The sequence below is a fragment of the Kitasatospora sp. NPDC023120 genome (assembly GCF_055560835.1).
The window spans coordinates 230787-248527 of record NZ_JBVHHY010000008.1 but is presented as its reverse complement, the minus strand read 5'-3'; the positions used below and the strand labels follow the sequence as shown (position 1 = coordinate 248527).

Genomic DNA, 17741 nt, shown 5'->3' with positions numbered 1-17741 from the left:
GACACCGACCGTTCCGGATCATTTCCCCAGCAGGCCCGGCGGCAGGCCCGCGAGGGGCCCTCCGGGGGCGGCTCAGCGGATCTCGAAACCCCCGTAACCAGGGCCGACGGCCGTCCAGATCTCGGTCACGCCGCTGACGTTGCCCGGGGTGCCCGGACCGCGCAGCAGGGCCAGCAGCTGCTCGCAGTCGGGAGCGAGCCCCTCGGCGACCACCTGCACCCGGCCGTCGCCGAGGTTGCTGGCGTAGCCGGTCAAGCCGATCTCCAGCGCCCGCGCCCTGGTCCACCAGCGGAACCCGACCTGCTGGACCTTCCCCCGGACCCAGGCGGTGACCCGGACCGGTTCCTCACTGTGGGCGTCGCGACCGTGCATGCCCCGACCCTAACGGTGCGCACGCCCGGTCACAGCTCGGGCCCGGGAGGCGGAGCCGGGAGTCCTGGAGCCCTGGAACCCTGGAACCCGCACACGGGAACGGCCCCGCCGGAGGAACCGGCGGGGCCGCGTGGAGTCGAGCGCTCGGGAATCGGGGGTTACCAGTCCCCGCCACCGAAGTCGCCGCCGCCACCGAAGTCGTCGCCGCCGAAGCCGCCGAAGTCACCGCTGTTGAAGTCGGCGCCGGTGTAGTCGCCGCCCTCGTGCTGGTCCTGGTAGCCGTGGTGGCCGCCGTCCATCATCGGTGCCACCGCGTAGGCCGGGGTGCTCATCATCGAGCCGAGCATGGTGCCGACCAGCAGGCCCGGCAGCAGACCGCCGCCGAAGCTGCTGTAGTAGCCGCCCGCGTACGGGGCGTACGCCGGGCCGGCGTTCCAGTACGGCTGCGGGCCGTACTCGGTCTCCACGGTGCGGACGGCCGGGTCGAGGCCCGCCGCCACCCGGTCCGCGTCGGCCTGGCAGACCGGGACGGAGCGGGCGGAGCCGCCGGCCGGGGCCCAGTCGACGTCCTTGACGGACGGGCCGTGGCGCGGGTCCATGAAGCACGGGGGACGGCGCTCGGGCAGCGGGCGCTTCTCCCGCCGGGCGGCCAGGGTCGCCAGCGCGAACCGGCCGTCCTCGATCGCCTCGGTGACCTGCTTGACGTCCTCCGGCCGTTTGGCCTCCTCCATCAGGCGCTTGGACTTCTCGTACGAGTCCAGGGCGTGGGTGTAGTCCGTGCGCTGGACGTCGTCGGCGTCCGCCGCGCGCGGGTCGAAGTCGAGCCGGTCCAGCTCCTCGCCGAAGGCGGTGATGTCCTCGTCCACCACCCGGCGCAGCTGCTCCAACTCGGCCCGGGCCTGCTCCTCCTTGCGCTTCTTGGCGCGGCGGAAGAGGAAGAAGACGCCGGCACCGGCCAGGGCCACCAGCACGAGCGGGACGACCACCCAGGCGATCGAGGTGCTGTGGTTGACGCCCTGGCCCTTGGTCTGCGGGGCGGCCTGGTCGACGAAGTCGTTCAGGGTGGCGTCGATGTCGCCGTTGTGGGCCCGGAAGGCCGCACCGGAGATCTTGGCGGGGACGCCGGCGGCCATCGCGCCGCGGTCCGCGTCGGCCTTGAACTGGTTACCGCGCCAGACCGCGTAGACCCCGTCGATGCCGACCAGGGTGCGGAGGTCCGTGAAGACGGTCTCCTTGCCGTAGGCCGGCGAGTCGGGGACGACCGCGACGAAGATCGGCTTGTCGGCCTTGTCGATCTTCTTGGTGAGGGCGTCGGCCTGGGCCTGGCTGAAGCGGTCGGTCATCGCCGGGTCGACATAGACCTTGCCCTGCTTCATGGTGGCGGCGGCGTCGCTCAGCCCGCCGGCGGCCGAGGCCGCCGGTGCCAGCAGGAGCAGCAGCCCGAGCAGCGCCGCCACCAGGGCAAGTGGCCCGGCGCCCCGGGAACGTCGTGCAAGGGTTCTCATGCCCCCGACGCTACCGCGAGTGGCGTCGGAGCACGCCATACCCTTCGCATACTGGTTATGACAAGACTCCCCGCCGACCGCCGGGGCCGCTCCCCTTCTCGCGGATGATGTTTCCCCCGAGCCGACCCTGATGCGGCTGGGGCGCGGGAACCGCGGGAGCTGCCCGGACGTACGTCCCGGCGGGTCCGGCCCGGTTCCGGGGCACTCCGGGGGGCTTGCCGACGGTATCGCGCGAAGGGGCATAGTGGTCCCGGACCGCCGGTCCCTTTGTCTTTTCTTGACCCAGCCCGTTCTCGACCCAACTCCCGATCGGAGCACCCGGTGATCATCGGCCTCGTCACTGCCGTGGCGGCATCCGCCTGCTACGGCACCGGCTCGGTCCTGCAGGCCGTCGGATCCCGCCGTTCCGCCCGGGAGGAGGCGGCCAAGGGCGCCACCACCTCGACCACCGAGCACGGCGGACCGAGCCTGTCCTCCACCGCGAAGGCCGCCGTCACCTGGGAGTTCATCCTCGGCACGGTGCTCGACCTGATCGGCTTCGGGCTCGGCGCGCTGGCCGCGCGGCTGCTGCCGCTGTTCCTCTCGCAGACCATCATCAGCGCCAACCTGGTGATCACCGCGCTGCTCAGCATCAAGCTGTTGGGCATCCGGCTCAAGCAGCTGGAGTGGGCCTCGATCGGCGTCCTCTGCTCGGCCCTGGTGCTGCTGGCCGTGTCGGCGGGCCCGGAGGGCGGCCACCACGCGGACATGTCCTTCCACTGGTGGCTGCTGATCGTCACCACCGTGCTGCTGGTCGGCGGCAGCCTGCTGGTGCGGCGGATGGGCGCGAACGGCGCGATCGTCGCCGGTCTGCTCTCCGGCCTCGGCTTCGGCGCCCTGGGCGTCGGCGTGCGCATCCTGAACGGCGTCGAGCCGTTCGGCCTCGGCACGCTGCTCTCCGACCCGGCGCTGTACGCGATCCTGGTCGGCGGCCTCGGCGGCATGTACATCCACACGGTGGCGCTGCAGATCGGCTCGGTGAACGGCGCGACGGCCGCGCTGGTGGTCGGCGAGACGGTGCTGCCCGGCGCGGTCGGCGTGCTCTGGCTCGGCGACTCCTCCAAGGCCGGCCTGGGCTGGCTCGGGGTGGTCGGCTTCCTGCTCGCGGTGGTCTCCGCGGTCGGCGTCGCCTACTTCGGGCAGGACACCCACGGCACGCCCGGCGAAGCGGGCGCCGAGCAGCCCGCGCTCGCCGGCAAGAAGTAGGACCGGCCGGAAGCAGGGTCGGTTCAGCCCTCGCTGCGGGCGCGCGGCACGCGCTGGCAGCGGGGGCAGAAGTAGCTGGAGCGGTTCATCCAGGCCGCCCGCCGGATCGCGGTCCCGCAGCGGCGGCAGGGCTCGTGCTCGCGGCCGTAGGCGTCGAGGTCCCGGGAGAAGTAGCCGCTCTCGCCGTTCACGTTGACGTAGAGGCTGTCGAAGCTGGTGCCGCCGACGGCGAGCGCCGCGGTCATCACGTCCCGGGCGTTGGCCAGCAGGAGGGCGGCCTGCGGGCGGGTGAGCGTCCCGGCCGGGCGCTCGTAGTGCAGCCTGGAGCGCCACAGCGCCTCGTCGGCGTAGATGTTGCCGACGCCGCTGATCAGTGTCTGGTCGAGCAGCGCGCGCTTGACGGTGGTGCGCCTGGCCCGCAGCGCGGCCACGAAGGCCCCGTCGTCGAAGCGCGCGTCGAGCGGGTCGCGGGCGATGTGCGCGATGGAGACGGGCGTGCCCTCCGGGTCGCCCTCCTCGGCCTCCTCGACCGCGAGGCCACCGAAGGTGCGCTGGTCGACGAAGCGCAGCTCGCGCCCGCCGTCGGCGAAGCGCAGCCGGACGCGCAGGTGCGTCTCGTCCGGTACCGACGGGTCCTGGACGAGGAGTTGGCCACTCATCCCGAGGTGGCCGATCAGCGAGAACCCGGTACCGGCACCGGAGAGCGGCACCCACAGGTACTTGCCGCGGCGCTGCGCGGTGCCGAGGGTGGTGCCGGTCAGCCGGGCCGTGAAGTCGGCGGCGCCGGCCGGCTGGCGGCGCACCGCGCGCGGGTGCAGCACCTGGACCTCGGCGACGGTCCGCCCGGCGACCCAACTGGCCAGACCACGGCGGACGACCTCGACCTCGGGGAGTTCGGGCACGGGAAGGAGCCTCCTGCTTCGATACCGATCAGCAGGAAAAGGCTACTTCTCGATCAGTTGCCCGCGGGCAGCCGGTCGGCGTACTTCTCCTTGATCGCACGCCAGGCGCTCTCGGCGGCCTTCTGCTCGGCTTCCTTCTTCGAGCGGCCGACGCCGCTGCCGAAGTCCTCGCCGGCCACCCGGGCCGCCGCGGTGAAGGTCTTCTCGTGGTCCGGGCCGGACTCCATGACCACGTACTCGGGCACCCCGATGCCCACCGAGGCGGTGAGCTCCTGGAGGCTGGTCTTCCAGTCCAGGCCGGCGCCCAGCTGAGAGGACTCCTCGATCAGCGGGTCGAACAGGCGGTGGACGAACTCGGTGGCCGCGTCCAGACCCTGGTCCAGGTAGACGGCCCCGATCACGGCCTCGACGGTGTCGGCGAGGATCGACGACTTGTCGCGGCCGCCGGTGCCCTCCTCGCCCTTGCCGAGCCGGATGAACGCGCCGAGGTCCAGGCCCCGGCCGACGTCCGCGAGCGCGCGGGAGTTGACCACCGCGGCGCGCAGCTTGGCGAGCGTGCCCTCCGGGACGTCCGGGTGGACGCGGTAGAGGGTGTCGGTCACCACCAGGCCCAGCACCGAGTCGCCGAGGAACTCCAGGCGCTCGTTGGTGGGCAGACCCCCGTTCTCGTACGCGTACGAGCGGTGGGTCAGGGCACGTACTAGAAGGGCGCGCTCGAGCGTGTACCCGAGGCGCCCTTCCAGGACGTCGTATTCGGTCGAAGCCGGCCCGCCGGCCTTGCCTCCGTTGGAAGCCGACTTGCGGGAGGAGTTACCGTCCGACATCGATCCGTACACCCCGCCGATCAGACCGAGAGGACCTGGCGACGGTTGTACGTGCCGCAGCTCGGGCACGCGATGTGCGCCAGCTTCGGCTCGTGGCAGCGGTCGCACGCCACGAGGGCCGGAACGACGGCCTTCCAGTTGGAACGGCGGTGGCGCGTGTTGCTGCGCGACATCTTCCGCTTCGGAACAGCCACGGCTACTTCTCCTGGTTCTCGGCGGCACCCTCACGGGTGTCGCTGTTCTTGATCCCGTCACCCTCGTCGCCGGGGGCGGCGGAGAGTCCCTGCAGTGCCGCCCACCGGGGGTCGACGGCATCGTGGTGGTGCGCCGGGTCGTCGCTCAGGCGCGCTCCGCACTCGGAGCACAGGCCCAGGCAGTCTTCCTGGCACACCGGCTGCAGCGGCAGTGCGAGCACCACCGCGTCACGCAGCACCGGCCGGAGGTCGAAGAAGTCGCCCTCCAGACGGTAAGTCTCGTCTTCCGGGTCCTCGTCGAGGTCCTCGGCACCGGCGGTCCGGGCGCGGTGGCGCTCGTCGGACTCCGGGTAGTAGTACAGCTCCTGGAAGTCCACGTCGACGTCGAACTCGACGGGCTCCAGGCACCGGACGCACTCGCCCTCGACGTGGGCGTCGGCGGTGCCGGTGACCAGCACGCCCTCGACCACGGACTCCAGGCGGAGCTCCAGCTCGATCGGGCTCTTCTCCGGCACGCCGATCACATCGATGATCCCGAAGCCCTCGGGGGCCTCCAGGGTCCGGGACACCTTGCGCATCGCACCCGGGCGACGACCGAGCTCGTGCGTGTCGAACACGAGGGGGTCGCGGTGGTCGAGGCGGTTCACGGTGTCCTGACTTCCATAGGAAATGATCGAGGGATTCCCCAGACGATTCGGCCTTGCGCGGGCAAGCCGACAGCCGGACATGGGGATGCCGGAGTGGTCAGACTACCGGAGTCTCCCGCCAGGCCCAACTTCGGTCCCGTCAGGAGACTCCGCGACGCTCCGCTCAGCGGCCGCCGAGCTCCCGCAGCCTGGACATGTCGATCATGCTGGTGTCGAAGAAGCTGGTCTCGTCCAGGCCCTGCTGCTGTTGCGGCACGGCCGGCGGGGCGGCGGGCGGCTGCGGGTAGGCGTAGCCGTCGTACGGCTGCGCGTCGTAGCCCTGCTGCTGCTGTTGCGGGTAGGCGTAGCCGTCCTGCTGCTGGGCCGGGTAACCCTGCTGCTGGTAGCCGCCCTGCTGCTGGCCCCACTGGGTGTTGTACGGGTCGCCCTGGCCCGCCGGGTCGAAGCCGCCGCCGTACACCTCGGCGTACTGCCCGCCCGGCTGCTGCGCGGCGGCCGCGTACTGGTCGTTCCCGGGGGTCTGCCAGCCGGCCGCGGCCGGGGTCTGCTCGGGCCAGGTCTGCTGCTGTGGGACGTCCTCGCGGTACCAGGCGATGTCCTCGCCGTCGGCCTCCGCGGCGAAGCCCGACGCCACCGCCTCGGCCCGCTCCTTGGCCTGCTGCGCCTCGTCGGCGGCGGCCAGGTAGGCGCCCAGCTCGTCGATGGGCCGCTTGCCGAGCAGCTTGTCGCGGCCCTTGCCGACGGCCTCCAGCGTGGCGCCGAGCACGTTCTCCAGGGTGGCGAGCTTCACATCGACGTACTCGTCGACCTCGGGGCTCGGGCTGATCCGCTGCGGGCGGAACTCCTCGCCGTCGGTCTCGCCGTCGTGCTCGTTCTCGAAGACGCTCGAGTCGCCCCGCAGCTTGGTGCGGCCGCGACCGACCGCGCCGAGCGTCTTGGTCAGCACCACCTCGAAGTTGGCGAGCTTGCTGTCCACGTAGTCGTCGGCCTCGGCCCGCTTGGCCTCGGCCTCGGAACGCGCCTCGGCGAGGATCCGGTCCGCCTGGGACTGGGCCTGGCGGACCACCTCGGTGTCCGAGATCAGCGAGCCGCGCTCGGCGTGCGCCCCCTGGATGATCCGCTCGGCCTCGGCCTGGGCTCCGGCCACCACCTGCTCGTGGTCGGCCATCACCGACTGGGCCTGGGCGAGTTCGGCGGGCAGCGCCGCCTTGAGGTCGTTGAGCAGGCCGATCAGCTCGGCCCGGTTCACCACGCAGGAGGCCGACATCGGCATCGAGCGGGCGTTCTCGACCGCCGCCACGATCTCGTCGACCTTGTTCTGCACGTCCACGGGGCTTCGTCTTTCCGTGTGCCGCCGACGGTCCGGCGGAGGCAGGCCCGGCGCGGTGGACCTCACCGCAGGGCAGGAGTACAGACTGTACGGCCACCCCGGGGCAGGGTCACAACGCCCGAGCCCGGCCCGGACGGACATGCCGTGACGAACCGGCAGAAAAGGACCGGCCGACCACCGCCGGCCGCCGGACCTACTGCTCGGCCTTGCGCTCCGCGATCCGCTCGACCAGCCGGCGGTGCACCGTCTCCGGCAGCAGGTGCGAGACGTCGCCGCCGTACGAGGCGACCTCCTTGACCAGCGTCGAGGAGAGGAAGCTGTACGTCGGCGAGGTCGGCACGAACAGCGTCTCCACGCCGGTCAGACCGTGGTTCATCTGGGCCATCTGCAGCTCGTAGTCGAAGTCGCTGACCGCGCGCAGGCCCTTGATGATCGCGGGGATGCCGCGCTCCCGGCAGAAGTCCACCAGCAGGCCGAGGTGCGACTCGACCACCACGTTCCCGTACTGGGCGGTGGTCTCCTCGATCAGCTCGATCCGCTCCTCGATGGTGAACATGCCCTGCTTGTTGCGGTTGACCGCCACCGCGACGTGCACCACGTCGTAGAGCTTCGAGGCCCGCTCGATGATGTCGAGGTGACCGTTGGTGATCGGGTCGAACGACCCGGGGCAGACGGCTCGGCGCATGGCGTGTGTGCTCCCTCGTGGGGTGACGGCTCGTGCGGGCCGACGGGCCCGCTACTCCTGCTGGTCGGCCGCGGCGGCGGCGCGACCGTACCAGAGCGTGCCCTCGCCGTAGCGGCGGGAGCGCAGCCCCTCGAAACCCTCCGGCCAGTCGAACTCACCGCCACGGGTGCTGCGCTCCACGGTGACGAGTGTGTCCTCCGCGAGCCAGCCCCCGGCCAGGAGTGTGATCAGCATCTCGCGCAGTTCCGCGTCCGTCACGGCGTACGGCGGGTCGAGGAACACCAGGTCGTAAGTGCTCTGCGGGGGCGGGCCGACGATCACCTTCTCCGCCTTCGCGGCCCGGACCTCGGCGCCCGGCAGGCCGATCGTGCGGACGTTCTCCCGGATCACCCGGGCCGCCTGCCCGTCCGCCTCGACGAGCAGGACGTGCTCGGCGCCGCGCGACAGCGCCTCCAGCCCGACCGCGCCCGATCCGCCGAACAGGTCCAGCATCCGGGCCCCGTGCAGGGTGCCGCGCAGCGCCTCCAGGGTGGAGAACATCGCCTCGCGGGCCTTGTCGGAGGTCGGTCGGGTGCCCCGGCCGGGCGGTACGGCCAGTCGGCGGCCACCGGCCGCCCCGGCGATCACGCGGGTCATGGTGGTGGGAGGTCCTTTCGTCGCTGCCCGACCACGCTATACGCAGGTGGCCCCGCCGGTCGGACCGGCGGGGCCACCTCGGTCACCGGCTCAACTGGCGTCCGCCGCCGCTCCCTGGGCCGGGACGGCCGCGCCGAGCAGGGCCGGCGAGGCGTAGCGGGACCAGGACAGGCAGCCGTCGGGCGGGCAGAACTCGGGGCGGCGCGGGTCGTGCCCGAGCTCGCGCAGCTTGGTCCGGACGGAGTCGGGCGTGCGGCCGAAGCGGGCGGCGATCCGGGCGACGGTCTCGCCGTCGTGGAAGCGCCGGACCAGCTCCTCCTCGTGCTGCGGCACCCAGGGGGCGCCGTGGCCGGGGTACAGCTCGCGCAGCACGTCGCGGTCGGGGATGGGCTCGGAGACGTCGGCGACGATCGCCAGCGCCCGCAGCGCGCGGTTGAGCGCGATCCGCAGCGAGGCGACGTCCTCGACCGGCAGGCGGAGCTTGCCCGAGGCGAGCGGCGCGGCGGCCGCCCCCTCACGCCAGCCGGTCAGGGTGAGGGTGACCTCGCGGTCGTCGTCGCTGGCGAGTTCGATCCGGAAGACCTTGTCGCCCAGCGGGAGCTCGTTGAGATGACGGAATGCCATGGCAGGACCCCCAAGTGTCGCGCCAGGTACGCACCTTGAGGGTGCGTCCTGAACACCTTCATTCTCTCGCGGGGGTCTGACAATCCGGCCTGCCCGACGGCCCGCTCAGCCCTTCTCCATGTAGGCCGCGCGGTCCTCGTCGAGCAGGCTCTCCAGCTCGGTGCGCAGCTCCGGGTGAGCGGCCAGCTCCGGGTCCTCGGCGACCAGCCGGGTGGCCTCGGTCCGGGCGGTGAGGATGACGTCCTCGTCCTCCAGCACCGAGAGCACCTTGAGCGAGGACTTCACCCCGGACTGCGCCTGGCCCAGCACATCGCCCTCGCGGCGCTGTTCGAGGTCGATCCGGGACAGCTCGAAGCCGTCCAGGGTGCCCGCCACCGCGTCCAGCCGGGCCCGCGCGGCGGTGCCCGCGGGCATCTCGCTGACCAGCAGGCACAGGCCGGCCGCGCTGCCGCGGCCGACCCGGCCCCGCAGCTGGTGGAGCTGCGAGACGCCGAAGCGGTCGGCGTCCATGATGACCATCGCGGTGGAGTTGGGGACGTTGACGCCGACCTCGATGACCGTGGTGGCGACCAGTACGTCCACCTCGCCGGCCGCGAACCGGCGCATCACCTCGTCCTTGGCCTCCGGCGCGAGCCGGCCGTGCAGGATCTCCACCCGCAGTCCGGCGAGCGGGCCCTTGACCAGCTTCTCGGCGGTCTCCACCACCGAGAGCGGGGGCCGCCGTTCGTCGCTCGCGGCCCCGAGGTCGGCGATGTCCTCGAAGTCCTCCTCGCCCGCCCTGCGCTTGCGCTTCGGCTCGGCCGCGGGCTCCTCGTCCCCGATCCGGGGGCAGACCACGTACGCCTGGTGGCCCTTGCCTACCTCCTCGCGGACCCGCTCCCAGGCCCGGGTGAGGAAGTTGGGCTTCTCCAGGGCCGGGACGACATGGGTGGAGATCGGCGAGCGGCCGGCCGGCAGCTGGTCCAGGACGGAGGTCTCCAGATCCCCGAAGACGGTCATCGCGACCGTGCGCGGGATCGGGGTCGCGGTCATCACCAGCAGGTGCGGCGGCTGGTCGCCCTTGGCGCGCAGCGCGTCCCGCTGCTCGACGCCGAAGCGGTGCTGCTCGTCGACCACGACCAGGCCGAGGTCCTGGAACTGGACCTTGTCCTCGATCAGCGCATGGGTGCCGATGGCGATCCCGGCGTCCCCGCAGGCCATGTCGAGCAGCGCCTGTCGGCGGGCGGCGACGCCCATCGAGCCGGTCAGCAGCACCACCCGGGTGCCGAGGTCCGAGCCGCCGAGCATGCCGCCCTCGGCCAGGTCCCCCATCATCTCGACGATCGAGCGGTGGTGCTGCTGCGCGAGCACCTCGGTGGGCGCCAGCAGGACGGCCTGGCCGCCCGCGTCCACCACGGCGAGCATGGCGCGCAGTGCGACCAGGGTCTTGCCGGAGCCGACCTCGCCCTGGAGCAGCCGGTGCATCGGGTGCTCCGTCGCCAGGTCGGCGGCGATCTCGGCGGAGACCTTCTGCTGGCCCTCGGTGAGGGTGAACGGCAGCCGGGCGTCGAAGGCGTCCAGCAGACCGCCCTCGCGGGCCTTGCGCGGCTTGGCGGGCAGCGCCGAGTCGGCGGCCCGGCGCTGGGCCAGGGCGACCTGGAGCACGAAGGCCTCGTCCCAGCGCAGCCGGCTCTGGGCGCGCTCGCGGTCGGCCTGGCTGCGCGGGCGGTGGATCAGCTCCAGCGCCTCGGGCAGCGGGATCAGGTCGTGCCGCTCGCGCAGTTCGGCGGGCAGCGGCTCGCCGACGTCACCGAGGTGCTTGGTGAGCGCGGTCTCGATGCAGATCGACAGCTTCCAGCTGGGCATCTGCGCGCTGGCGCCGTAGACCGGGATGAGCCGGCCGGCGAACTGCTTGGCGGCGTCGGAGCCGGCGTCCTCGTCGAGCAGCTGGTAGTCCGGTGAGACCAGCTGGCGGGTGCGGTTGAAGACGCCGACCTTGCCCGCGAACAGGCCCTGGGCACCGGCCCTGAGCTCCTTCTGCCGCCAGCCCTGGTTGAAGAAGACCAGCGAGAGCCGGCTGCGGCCGTCGGTGACGACGACCTCCAGGCGGTCTCCCTTGCGGCCGCGGAACGGGATCAGGGTGACCTTCTCGATCCGGGCCAGCACGGTGACGTGCTCGTCGACCTCCAGCTCGTCCAGGCTGGTGAGCTGGCCGCGCTCGACGTAGCGGCGCGGATAGTGGTGCAGCAGGTCCCCGACCGTGCGCAGCTTGAGGCTGTCGGCGAGCACCTTCGCGGTGCGGTCGCCGACGAGCTTGGTCAGTGGTTCATCGAGAGCGCCCATCAGCGCCCTGTTTACACCACCGGGCCGACAAAATCCCTGCCCTACTCCACCCCGATGAGCAGCGGCGCGGACTCCTGGCCGCCGTGGAAGACCACCGCGTCCACCTCGGGCCGCCGGTGCCGCACGTGGGCGACCAGCCGTTCGGCGAGCGTCTCCTCGATGCCCTCGCCGAGGATCAGGGTGACGAGTTCGCCGCCTGCGCCGAGCATCCGGTCCAGCACGCTCTCGCCGACCTCGGCCAGCCCCGCGCCGATCACCGCGACGTCGCCGTCGATCAGCCCGAGCACGTCCCCGGCCTGGCAGACCCCGGCCATCGTCCAGGACTCCCCCTCGGCGACGGCCAGCTCGGCGTACCGGGTGGCCCCGGCGGCGGAGGTCATGGCGACCACGTCCTCGTCGAAGCGGCGGCCGCCCTCGTGCACCGCGAGCGCCGCCAGCCCCTGCACCGGCGAGCGGGTGGGCAGGACGGCGATCCGGACGCCCTCCTCGCGCAGCTGGTCGGCGGCGGCCCCGGCGGCGGCGCGCAGTTCCGGGTCGTTGAGCAGCAGGACGACCTCGCGGGCCGCCGAGCGGCGCACCGCGGCGGCGAGTTCGGCACTGGCCGGCGGGCGGTCCGGGTCCGCGTGCAGGACGACGGCGCCGGACTGCTCGCAGAGCTCGGCCAGGCCCTCGCCGGAGACCACCGAGAGCACCGCGCGGGCCCGCTCCTCGCGCTCGCCGCGCTCGGCGGCGGTGCTGCCGGCCCGGGCGGCGGCCTCGGCGAAGTGCGTGATCCGGATCTGGTGCGGGCGCCCCGCCTCGACCCCGGCCTCCACGGCGGCGCCCGCGTCGTCCACGTGGACGTGCACGTTCCACAGGCCGTCGCCGCCGCCGATCACCAGCGAGTCGCCGAGCCCGCCGAGCCGCTCGCGCAGCGCGGGCAGCGCCTCGTCGGGCGCGTCCAGCAGGTAGATGACCTCGAAGGCGGGGTGCCCGGGGCCCGGCGGCCGTACGTGCACCTCGCAGCTCTCCACCACGTCCCCGCGCAGCGCCACCGGGCCCATCGGCTGCTGCCCGGCGACGGCGTCGGCGAGCGCGCCGAGGACGGCGACCAGGCCGCGCCCGCCGGCGTCCACCACGCCGTTCTCGGCCAGTACGGCGAGCTGCTCGGGGGTGTGCCGCAGCGCGTCCCGGGCGGCCCGGTACGCGGTGTCGGCGACCTGCGCCAGCCCGTCCCCGGCCCGGACGGCCTCCCGGGCGGCGACCCTGGCGACGGTCAGCAGGGTGCCCTCGACCGGTTCGGCGACGGCCTGGTAGGCGGAGTCGGCGGCCCGCTGCAGGGCGGACCGCAGCTGTTCGGCGCCGCCGCCCTCGGCCAGCGTCTCGGCGGTGCCGCGCAGCCACTGGGCGAGGATCACCCCGGAGTTCCCGCGGGCGCCGACCAGCGCGCCGCGGGCCATCGCCCGGACGGCTTCGGCCAGTCCGGGGGCCGGGTCGGCGGCGGGGTCGGCGAAGCGGCTCTCCACCTCGGCGGCGGCGGACTCGACGGTCAGGTAGAGGTTGGTGCCGGTGTCGCCGTCCGGGACCGGGTAGACGTTGAGCGCGTCGATCTCCTCGCGGGCCTGGCCGAGCGCGCGCAGGGCGAGCTGGCACCAGGTGCGCACGGCCGGGGCGTCGAGCGTGTGCAGCACCAGGTCTCCTCCGGATGGGACGCCGCGATGGCCTGTGGGGCCTCGAACGCGTCGAGGCAGCGGTAGGGGTGATACCGGCAGGTTATCGGGGGCCGGGGAGGCCCGTCCGGACCGGCGACCGGAGCGATCACTCGGCCGGTCATGGTAGTTTCGTGGGACGGAAGCAAGCGTTGTATGCTCTTCCGGTTGCCTGGAACCGTCCAGGCTCACCCCCTTGTCCGGTCTGGTTCACGTGAGTGCTCCGGTGGTTGAGCGGGGTTTTCGAAAGTATCTGATCTGAAGTCTTGGAGTGACTCCTGTGGCTGCCAACTGCGACGTCTGCGGCAAGGGGCCGGGCTTCGGCAACAGCATCTCCCACTCTCACCGCCGTACCCCCCGTCGTTGGAACCCCAACATCCAGACGGTGCGCGCTGTGATTGGGCGGACGCCGAAGCGGCTCAACGTCTGCACCTCGTGCATCAAGGCCGGTAAGGTCTCGCGCTGACGCGCAGACCGGCATGCCGGTCCTCCAGTGAGTCGGTTCATCCCCGGATGGACCGGCTTCGCTGTTTTCACGATCGGCTACGCCGCTTTCCGGACTCACCACTGGTGGGCGGGCTCCTTCGGGGGTCCGCCCACCAGTGTTTCGTCCGGCATGTCGGGCCGGCTCCTCAGCGCCAGCGCCAGGCGTGGTCGACCGGCCCGATCCCGGCGCCCAGCGCGAAGCCCCCGGCGATCGCGCCGGTGATGTACTCCTTGGCCGAGCCCACCGCCTCCGGCAGCGACTCGCCCTTCGCCAGGCCGGCCGCGATCGAGCTGGCCAGGGTGCAGCCGGTGCCGTGGGTGTGCCGGTTGTCGTAGCGCGGCGCCCGGTACCAGTGCACCTCCCCCGGACCGCCGTACAGCAGGTCGGCTGCCTCGCCCTCCAGGTGGCCGCCCTTGACCAGCACCCAGCGCGGCCCGAAGTCGAGCAGCGCCCTGGCGGCGTCCAGCATCTGCCCCTCGTCCTCGACGGTGCGGCCGGTGAGCTGCGTCACCTCGTGCAGGTTGGGGGTGGCGAGGGTGGCGACCGGCAGCAGCTTCTCCCGGACGGTGGCGACGGCCTCGGCGGCCAGCAGCGCGTCCCCGTGCTTGGAGACGCCGACCGGGTCGACCACCACCGGGGCGTCCACCCCGGCGAGCAGCTCCGCGACGGTTTCGACCAGCTCGATCGAGGCGAGCATGCCGGTCTTCACCGCCTGCACCCCGATGTCGTCGACCACGCTGCGGAACTGCGCCCGGACGGCTTCGGCGGGCAGCTCCCAGTAGCCCTGGACCCCGAGCGAGTTCTGCGCGGTGACGGCGGTGATCACGCTCATGCCGTGGACGCCGAGGGCGAGCATCGCCTTCAGGTCGGCCTGGATGCCGGCGCCGCCGCCGGAGTCGGAGCCGGCGACGGTGAGCACGCGGGGCGGGGCCACGCGGGAAGGAGCATCGGAAGTGCCGCGCGAAGCGCGTCGGCCAGGGGCGGGGGTGGGAGACGGGAGGGCCATGGGACCCAACCTACCCGCGCGGGATCACAGCACCGCTTCGGACTCCGTCCAGCGGTCCTCCGGCACCGTCTTCAGCCGGCTCACCGCGTCACTGATCGGCAGCAGCTCGATCCCGGTCCGGCGCAGCGCGGTGAAGTGCCCGAACGCGCCCTGGTGGACGGCCTCCACCGCGTGCCAGCCGAAGCGGGTGGCGAGCACCCGGTCCCGGGCGGTCGGGGTGCCGCCGCGCTGGACGTGGCCGAGGATGACCGGGCGGGCCTCCTTGCCGAGCAGGTTCTCCAGCTCGTGGGCGAGCCGGTTGCCGATCCCGCCGAAGGTCCGGTGGCCGTACTGGTCGACCTCGCCGTGGTCGAAGCGCATGGTGCCGGGCCGCGGGGACGCGCCCTCGGCGACGGCGATGATGGCGAACTTCTTGCCGCGTGCGAAGCGGTCCTCGATCATCCGGGCCACCGCCTCGATGTCGAAGGGCTTCTCCGGGATCAGGATGCCGTGCGCACCGCCGGCCATGCCCGCGGTGAGGGTGATCCAGCCGGTGTGACGCCCCATCAACTCCACCACCATGACGCGCTGGTGGGACTCGGCGGTGGTCTTCAGCCGGTCGATCGCCTCGGTCGCGACGTGCACCGCGGTGTCGAAGCCGAAGGTGACGTCGGTGGCGTCGATGTCGTTGTCGATGGTCTTCGGCACCCCGACCACCGGCAGCCCGGCCTCGCTGAACAGCCTGGCGGCGGTCAGCGTCCCCTCGCCGCCGATCGCGATCAGCGCGTCGATGCCGATCTCCCGGGCCAGCTCCTTCGCGTTCTCCACCGCCCAGGCGATCCGGTCGCGCCGCACCCGGGCCGAGCCCAGGATGGTGCCGCCCAGGGTGAGCAGGCCGGTGACGTCATCGTGCGAGACCGTCCGGGTGCGGCCCTCGATCAGCCCGAGGAAGCCGTCCTCGATGCCGACGATCTCGTCGCCGTGGACGTCCGTGCCCCGGTGCACCACCGAGCGGATCACCGCGTTGAGGCCGGGGCAGTCGCCGCCGCTGGTCAGTACACCGATGCGCATGTCAGGTGTGCTCCCGCTCGCAGTGGTTCGGCCCACCCGCCGGACGGGCGGGCGGGCTCGGATGCCGCAAGCCTACGCAAAACGCACCCTCGAAGCCCGTCCGCCGCACACCCCGGGCGTCCCGCGCCGCAACGGCGTCCAGCGCCCATCAGCCGTACGCCGTAGGGCAATCGCGAGCGGGCGGGCAGCGGCCTACTATTCTGCGAAGTGGTCCCAGCCGCCGACCCGGTCCCAGGGGGCGCCGTCCACCGTCACGCGGCCGCTGCGGCTGCCCGTCGGGCGGCCGGTCACCTCGCCCACCACCCGCCAGCGGGCCGGGAGTTGGACCCCGCGGGGGAAGGTCGCCACGATCGCGTGGTCCTCGCCGCCGGAGAGCACCCAGACCAGCGGGTCCACCCCGACCGCCTGGCCGATGTCCGCCATCTGCGCCGGGACGTCGAAGTCGGCGGCCTTCAGGTCGATGTCCACCTCGCTGGCCCGGGCCACGTGGCCGAGGTCGGCGACCAGTCCGTCGCTCACGTCGATCATCGAGGTCGCGCCCAACTCCGCTGCCGCCGGGCCCGCGTGGTACGGCGGCTCGGGCCGGCGGTGCGCCTCGACGAAGGCGCGCGGGGAGCGGAATCCGCGCTGCAGCACCGTCAGTCCGGCGGCCGACCAGCCCAGCCAGCCGGTCACCGCGACCACGTCGCCGACCTGCGCACCGGAGCGCGTCACCGCCGCCCGCCCCTGCAGGTCACCGAGCGCCGTGATGGCCAGCGTGACGGTGTCACCGCGCACCACGTCGCCGCCGACCACCGTCGCCCCGGCCACCTGGCACTCGTCGCGCAGCCCGTCCATCAGCTCGGTCGCCCAGGTGGTCGGCAGGTCGGCGGGGGCGACCAGGCCGAGCAGTATGGCGGTCGGCACCGCCCCCATCGCGGCCACGTCGGCGAGGTTCTGGGCGGCGGCCTTGCGTCCCACGTCGTAGGCGGTGGACCAGTCCCGGCGGAAGTGCCGGTTCTCGATCAGGACGTCGGTGGTCGCCACCACCCGGCCGTCCGGAGCCCGTACCACCGCGGCGTCGTCACCCGGGCCGAGGTCGACCGCATCGGTGAGCGGTACCCGGGCGGTCAGCTCCCTGATGAGGCCGAACTCGCCGAGCTCGCCCACGGTCCCCTGCATCTGCCGTCCTCTCGCCTTTCTTCCGGATGGCGCTGCCATCCGTTCCGGTCCCCGTCGCGCTCCCCCGCGCGCAGCGTACGCCCTTCGGGGGTGCAGAAGTCTCCCCTCCCCGGCCCGCTGCGCGGTAGCGTGGTGATCAGCCTGCCGGTGAGCCCGTTCCCACCCCGACGCCTGACCGGGCGATCACGGCGGCGATCCCCGTAACCGGCCGCCGGGAGGTCCTTGTGGTACAGGCATACATCCTGATCCAGACCGAGGTAGGAAAGGCCACCGCGGTGGCCGAGTTGATCTCCGGGATCCCCGGCGTGCTCACCGCCGAGGACGTCACCGGCCCCTACGACGTGATCGTCAAGGCCGAGGCCGAGACGGTGGACGACCTGGGTCGCATGGTGGTGGCCCAGGTCCAGAAGGTCGAGGGCATCACCCGCACCCTCACCTGTCCCGTCGTCCACCTCTAGACCCGGCTCCCGGTAGCCCCGGCTACCATCGGCGGGTGGCCAGAGAATCCCGCGTCCCCAAGGCGCTGACCGCCCTGCCGGCGCCGGTCCGCTGGCTGGCCCTGCCCGTCGCGCTGACCTGCACGGTCGTCGTGCTGGTCGGCAGCTGGGGCTCGGGCGACCGCGCGATCGAGGTCCCGGAGCCGAGCGGCAGGGCGGCCGACTACTGCAGGGCCCTGGCCGCCGCGCTGCCGCAGCAGCTGCTCGGGCACGCCCGCAAGGACCCGGCGCCCGCCTCGCCGTACGTGGCCGTCTGGGACAGCTCGCCCCGGACGGTCATGCGCTGCGGCATCGACCGGCCGGAGGAGCTGAACGGGCCGCACGCCAAGGACCTGTCGCCGACCGTCGACGACCTCACCTGGTGGTCGCAGAAGCTGGACGACGGGAGCTACCGCCTCGTCGCGACCATGCGCGCCGCCTACGTCGAGGTGGTCTCCCCGCCCGGCGTCTACTCCAGCCCGCTGGACCCGGCCGCCGCGCTCACCCCGCTGGTCAAGGCCAACATCCCCGGCTGAACCGGGCGGTGCCGACGTACCGAGGGCGGGCCGGGAGCTTCCCGGCCCGCC

At 72.8% G+C, this 17741-nt stretch carries 19 protein-coding genes; 4 read left to right on the top strand and 15 right to left on the bottom strand.

Annotation, left to right across the window (positions count from 1 at the left end):
- Positions 1 to 72: 72 nt before the first annotated feature.
- Together ACZ3TI_RS14500 and ACZ3TI_RS14495 are read right to left on the bottom strand one after the other, a co-directional pair.
- On the bottom strand, positions 73 to 372 hold the full coding sequence (locus tag ACZ3TI_RS14500; protein ID WP_465726522.1) for an acylphosphatase: 300 nt from the start codon (positions 370 to 372) through the stop codon (positions 73 to 75).
- A gap of 158 nt (positions 373 to 530) precedes the next feature.
- On the bottom strand, positions 531 to 1877 hold the full coding sequence (locus ACZ3TI_RS14495) for a hypothetical protein (RefSeq protein WP_465726521.1): 1347 nt from the start codon (positions 1875 to 1877) through the stop codon (positions 531 to 533).
- 321 nt (positions 1878 to 2198) lie between these two features.
- On the opposite strand from ACZ3TI_RS14495, the gene ACZ3TI_RS14490 reads away from it, so the two are divergent.
- Positions 2199 to 3122 (top strand): DMT family protein, encoded by a 924-nt coding sequence (locus tag ACZ3TI_RS14490; protein WP_465726520.1) that lies wholly within the window; start codon positions 2199 to 2201, stop codon positions 3120 to 3122.
- Between the two features lie 23 nt (positions 3123 to 3145).
- Here the strand turns inward: ACZ3TI_RS14490 and mutM are convergent, their stop codons facing one another.
- From mutM to ACZ3TI_RS14440, 10 genes are all read right to left on the bottom strand, one after another.
- Complete coding sequence (gene mutM, locus ACZ3TI_RS14485; RefSeq protein WP_465726519.1) at positions 3146 to 4024, bottom strand: bifunctional DNA-formamidopyrimidine glycosylase/DNA-(apurinic or apyrimidinic site) lyase; 879 nt, start codon at positions 4022 to 4024, stop codon at positions 3146 to 3148.
- Between the two features lie 53 nt (positions 4025 to 4077).
- Positions 4078 to 4848: a ribonuclease III gene (gene rnc, locus ACZ3TI_RS14480; protein ID WP_465726518.1), complete on the bottom strand. Its 771-nt coding sequence runs from the start codon at positions 4846 to 4848 to the stop codon at positions 4078 to 4080.
- Between the two features lie 20 nt (positions 4849 to 4868).
- Positions 4869 to 5042, bottom strand: coding sequence for a 50S ribosomal protein L32 (gene rpmF / locus ACZ3TI_RS14475; RefSeq protein WP_035866499.1), 174 nt, complete (start codon positions 5040 to 5042; stop codon positions 4869 to 4871).
- A 2-nt stretch (positions 5043 to 5044) separates the two neighbouring features.
- Complete coding sequence (locus ACZ3TI_RS14470; protein WP_465726517.1) at positions 5045 to 5689, bottom strand: YceD family protein; 645 nt, start codon at positions 5687 to 5689, stop codon at positions 5045 to 5047.
- Between the two features lie 163 nt (positions 5690 to 5852).
- A complete protein-coding gene (locus ACZ3TI_RS14465) occupies positions 5853 to 7019 on the bottom strand; it encodes an ATP synthase F0 subunit B (RefSeq protein WP_465726516.1) in 1167 nt (388 codons plus the stop codon).
- A 193-nt stretch (positions 7020 to 7212) separates the two neighbouring features.
- A complete protein-coding gene (coaD, locus tag ACZ3TI_RS14460) occupies positions 7213 to 7704 on the bottom strand; it encodes a pantetheine-phosphate adenylyltransferase (protein ID WP_465726515.1) in 492 nt (163 codons plus the stop codon).
- A 51-nt stretch (positions 7705 to 7755) separates the two neighbouring features.
- Complete coding sequence (gene rsmD, locus ACZ3TI_RS14455; protein WP_465726514.1) at positions 7756 to 8340, bottom strand: 16S rRNA (guanine(966)-N(2))-methyltransferase RsmD; 585 nt, start codon at positions 8338 to 8340, stop codon at positions 7756 to 7758.
- 90 nt (positions 8341 to 8430) lie between these two features.
- Complete coding sequence (locus ACZ3TI_RS14450; RefSeq protein ID WP_465726513.1) at positions 8431 to 8964, bottom strand: hypothetical protein; 534 nt, start codon at positions 8962 to 8964, stop codon at positions 8431 to 8433.
- Between the two features lie 105 nt (positions 8965 to 9069).
- Complete coding sequence (gene recG, locus ACZ3TI_RS14445; protein ID WP_465726512.1) at positions 9070 to 11286, bottom strand: ATP-dependent DNA helicase RecG; 2217 nt, start codon at positions 11284 to 11286, stop codon at positions 9070 to 9072.
- A gap of 41 nt (positions 11287 to 11327) precedes the next feature.
- Positions 11328 to 12956, bottom strand: coding sequence for a DAK2 domain-containing protein (locus ACZ3TI_RS14440; RefSeq protein ID WP_465726511.1), 1629 nt, complete (start codon positions 12954 to 12956; stop codon positions 11328 to 11330).
- A 298-nt stretch (positions 12957 to 13254) separates the two neighbouring features.
- On the opposite strand from ACZ3TI_RS14440, the gene rpmB reads away from it, so the two are divergent.
- Positions 13255 to 13440, top strand: coding sequence for a 50S ribosomal protein L28 (gene rpmB / locus ACZ3TI_RS14435; protein ID WP_014138233.1), 186 nt, complete (start codon positions 13255 to 13257; stop codon positions 13438 to 13440).
- A 166-nt stretch (positions 13441 to 13606) separates the two neighbouring features.
- Here rpmB and thiD read toward each other — a convergent pair whose 3' ends face one another.
- The 3 genes from thiD to ACZ3TI_RS14420 form a co-directional block, all read right to left on the bottom strand.
- Positions 13607 to 14467 (bottom strand): bifunctional hydroxymethylpyrimidine kinase/phosphomethylpyrimidine kinase, encoded by an 861-nt coding sequence (gene thiD / locus ACZ3TI_RS14430; protein ID WP_465726510.1) that lies wholly within the window; start codon positions 14465 to 14467, stop codon positions 13607 to 13609.
- Between the two features lie 24 nt (positions 14468 to 14491).
- A complete protein-coding gene (locus ACZ3TI_RS14425) occupies positions 14492 to 15517 on the bottom strand; it encodes a 6-phosphofructokinase (protein WP_465726509.1) in 1026 nt (341 codons plus the stop codon).
- A gap of 195 nt (positions 15518 to 15712) precedes the next feature.
- Positions 15713 to 16678, bottom strand: coding sequence for a thiamine-phosphate kinase (locus tag ACZ3TI_RS14420; protein ID WP_350634183.1), 966 nt, complete (start codon positions 16676 to 16678; stop codon positions 15713 to 15715).
- Positions 16679 to 16902: 224 nt separating this feature from the next.
- Here ACZ3TI_RS14420 and ACZ3TI_RS14415 point away from each other — a divergent pair, with 224 nt between their 5' ends.
- Together ACZ3TI_RS14415 and ACZ3TI_RS14410 are read left to right on the top strand one after the other, a co-directional pair.
- Positions 16903 to 17136, top strand: coding sequence for an Lrp/AsnC family transcriptional regulator (locus tag ACZ3TI_RS14415; RefSeq protein ID WP_465726508.1), 234 nt, complete (start codon positions 16903 to 16905; stop codon positions 17134 to 17136).
- Between the two features lie 35 nt (positions 17137 to 17171).
- Complete coding sequence (locus ACZ3TI_RS14410) at positions 17172 to 17690, top strand: DUF3515 family protein (protein ID WP_465726507.1); 519 nt, start codon at positions 17172 to 17174, stop codon at positions 17688 to 17690.
- Positions 17691 to 17741: the final 51 nt, after the last annotated feature.

Excerpts from the sequence above, each read along its gene's own strand:
- ACZ3TI_RS14495 (WP_465726521.1), bottom strand. The coding sequence starts at position 1,877 with ATGAGAACCCTTGCACGACGTTCCCGGGGCGCCGGGCCACTTGCCCTG.
- thiD (WP_465726510.1), bottom strand. The coding sequence starts at position 14,467 with ATGGCCCTCCCGTCTCCCACCCCCGCCCCTGGCCGACGCGCTTCGCGC.
- rnc (WP_465726518.1), bottom strand. The coding sequence starts at position 4,848 with ATGTCGGACGGTAACTCCTCCCGCAAGTCGGCTTCCAACGGAGGCAAG.
- ACZ3TI_RS14500 (WP_465726522.1), bottom strand. The coding sequence starts at position 372 with ATGCACGGTCGCGACGCCCACAGTGAGGAACCGGTCCGGGTCACCGCC.
- coaD (WP_465726515.1), bottom strand. The coding sequence starts at position 7,704 with ATGCGCCGAGCCGTCTGCCCCGGGTCGTTCGACCCGATCACCAACGGT.
- recG (WP_465726512.1), bottom strand. The coding sequence starts at position 11,286 with ATGGGCGCTCTCGATGAACCACTGACCAAGCTCGTCGGCGACCGCACC.
- ACZ3TI_RS14420 (WP_350634183.1), bottom strand. The coding sequence starts at position 16,678 with ATGCAGGGGACCGTGGGCGAGCTCGGCGAGTTCGGCCTCATCAGGGAG.
- ACZ3TI_RS14450 (WP_465726513.1), bottom strand. The coding sequence starts at position 8,964 with ATGGCATTCCGTCATCTCAACGAGCTCCCGCTGGGCGACAAGGTCTTC.
- ACZ3TI_RS14425 (WP_465726509.1), bottom strand. The coding sequence starts at position 15,517 with ATGCGCATCGGTGTACTGACCAGCGGCGGCGACTGCCCCGGCCTCAAC.
- rsmD (WP_465726514.1), bottom strand. The coding sequence starts at position 8,340 with ATGACCCGCGTGATCGCCGGGGCGGCCGGTGGCCGCCGACTGGCCGTA.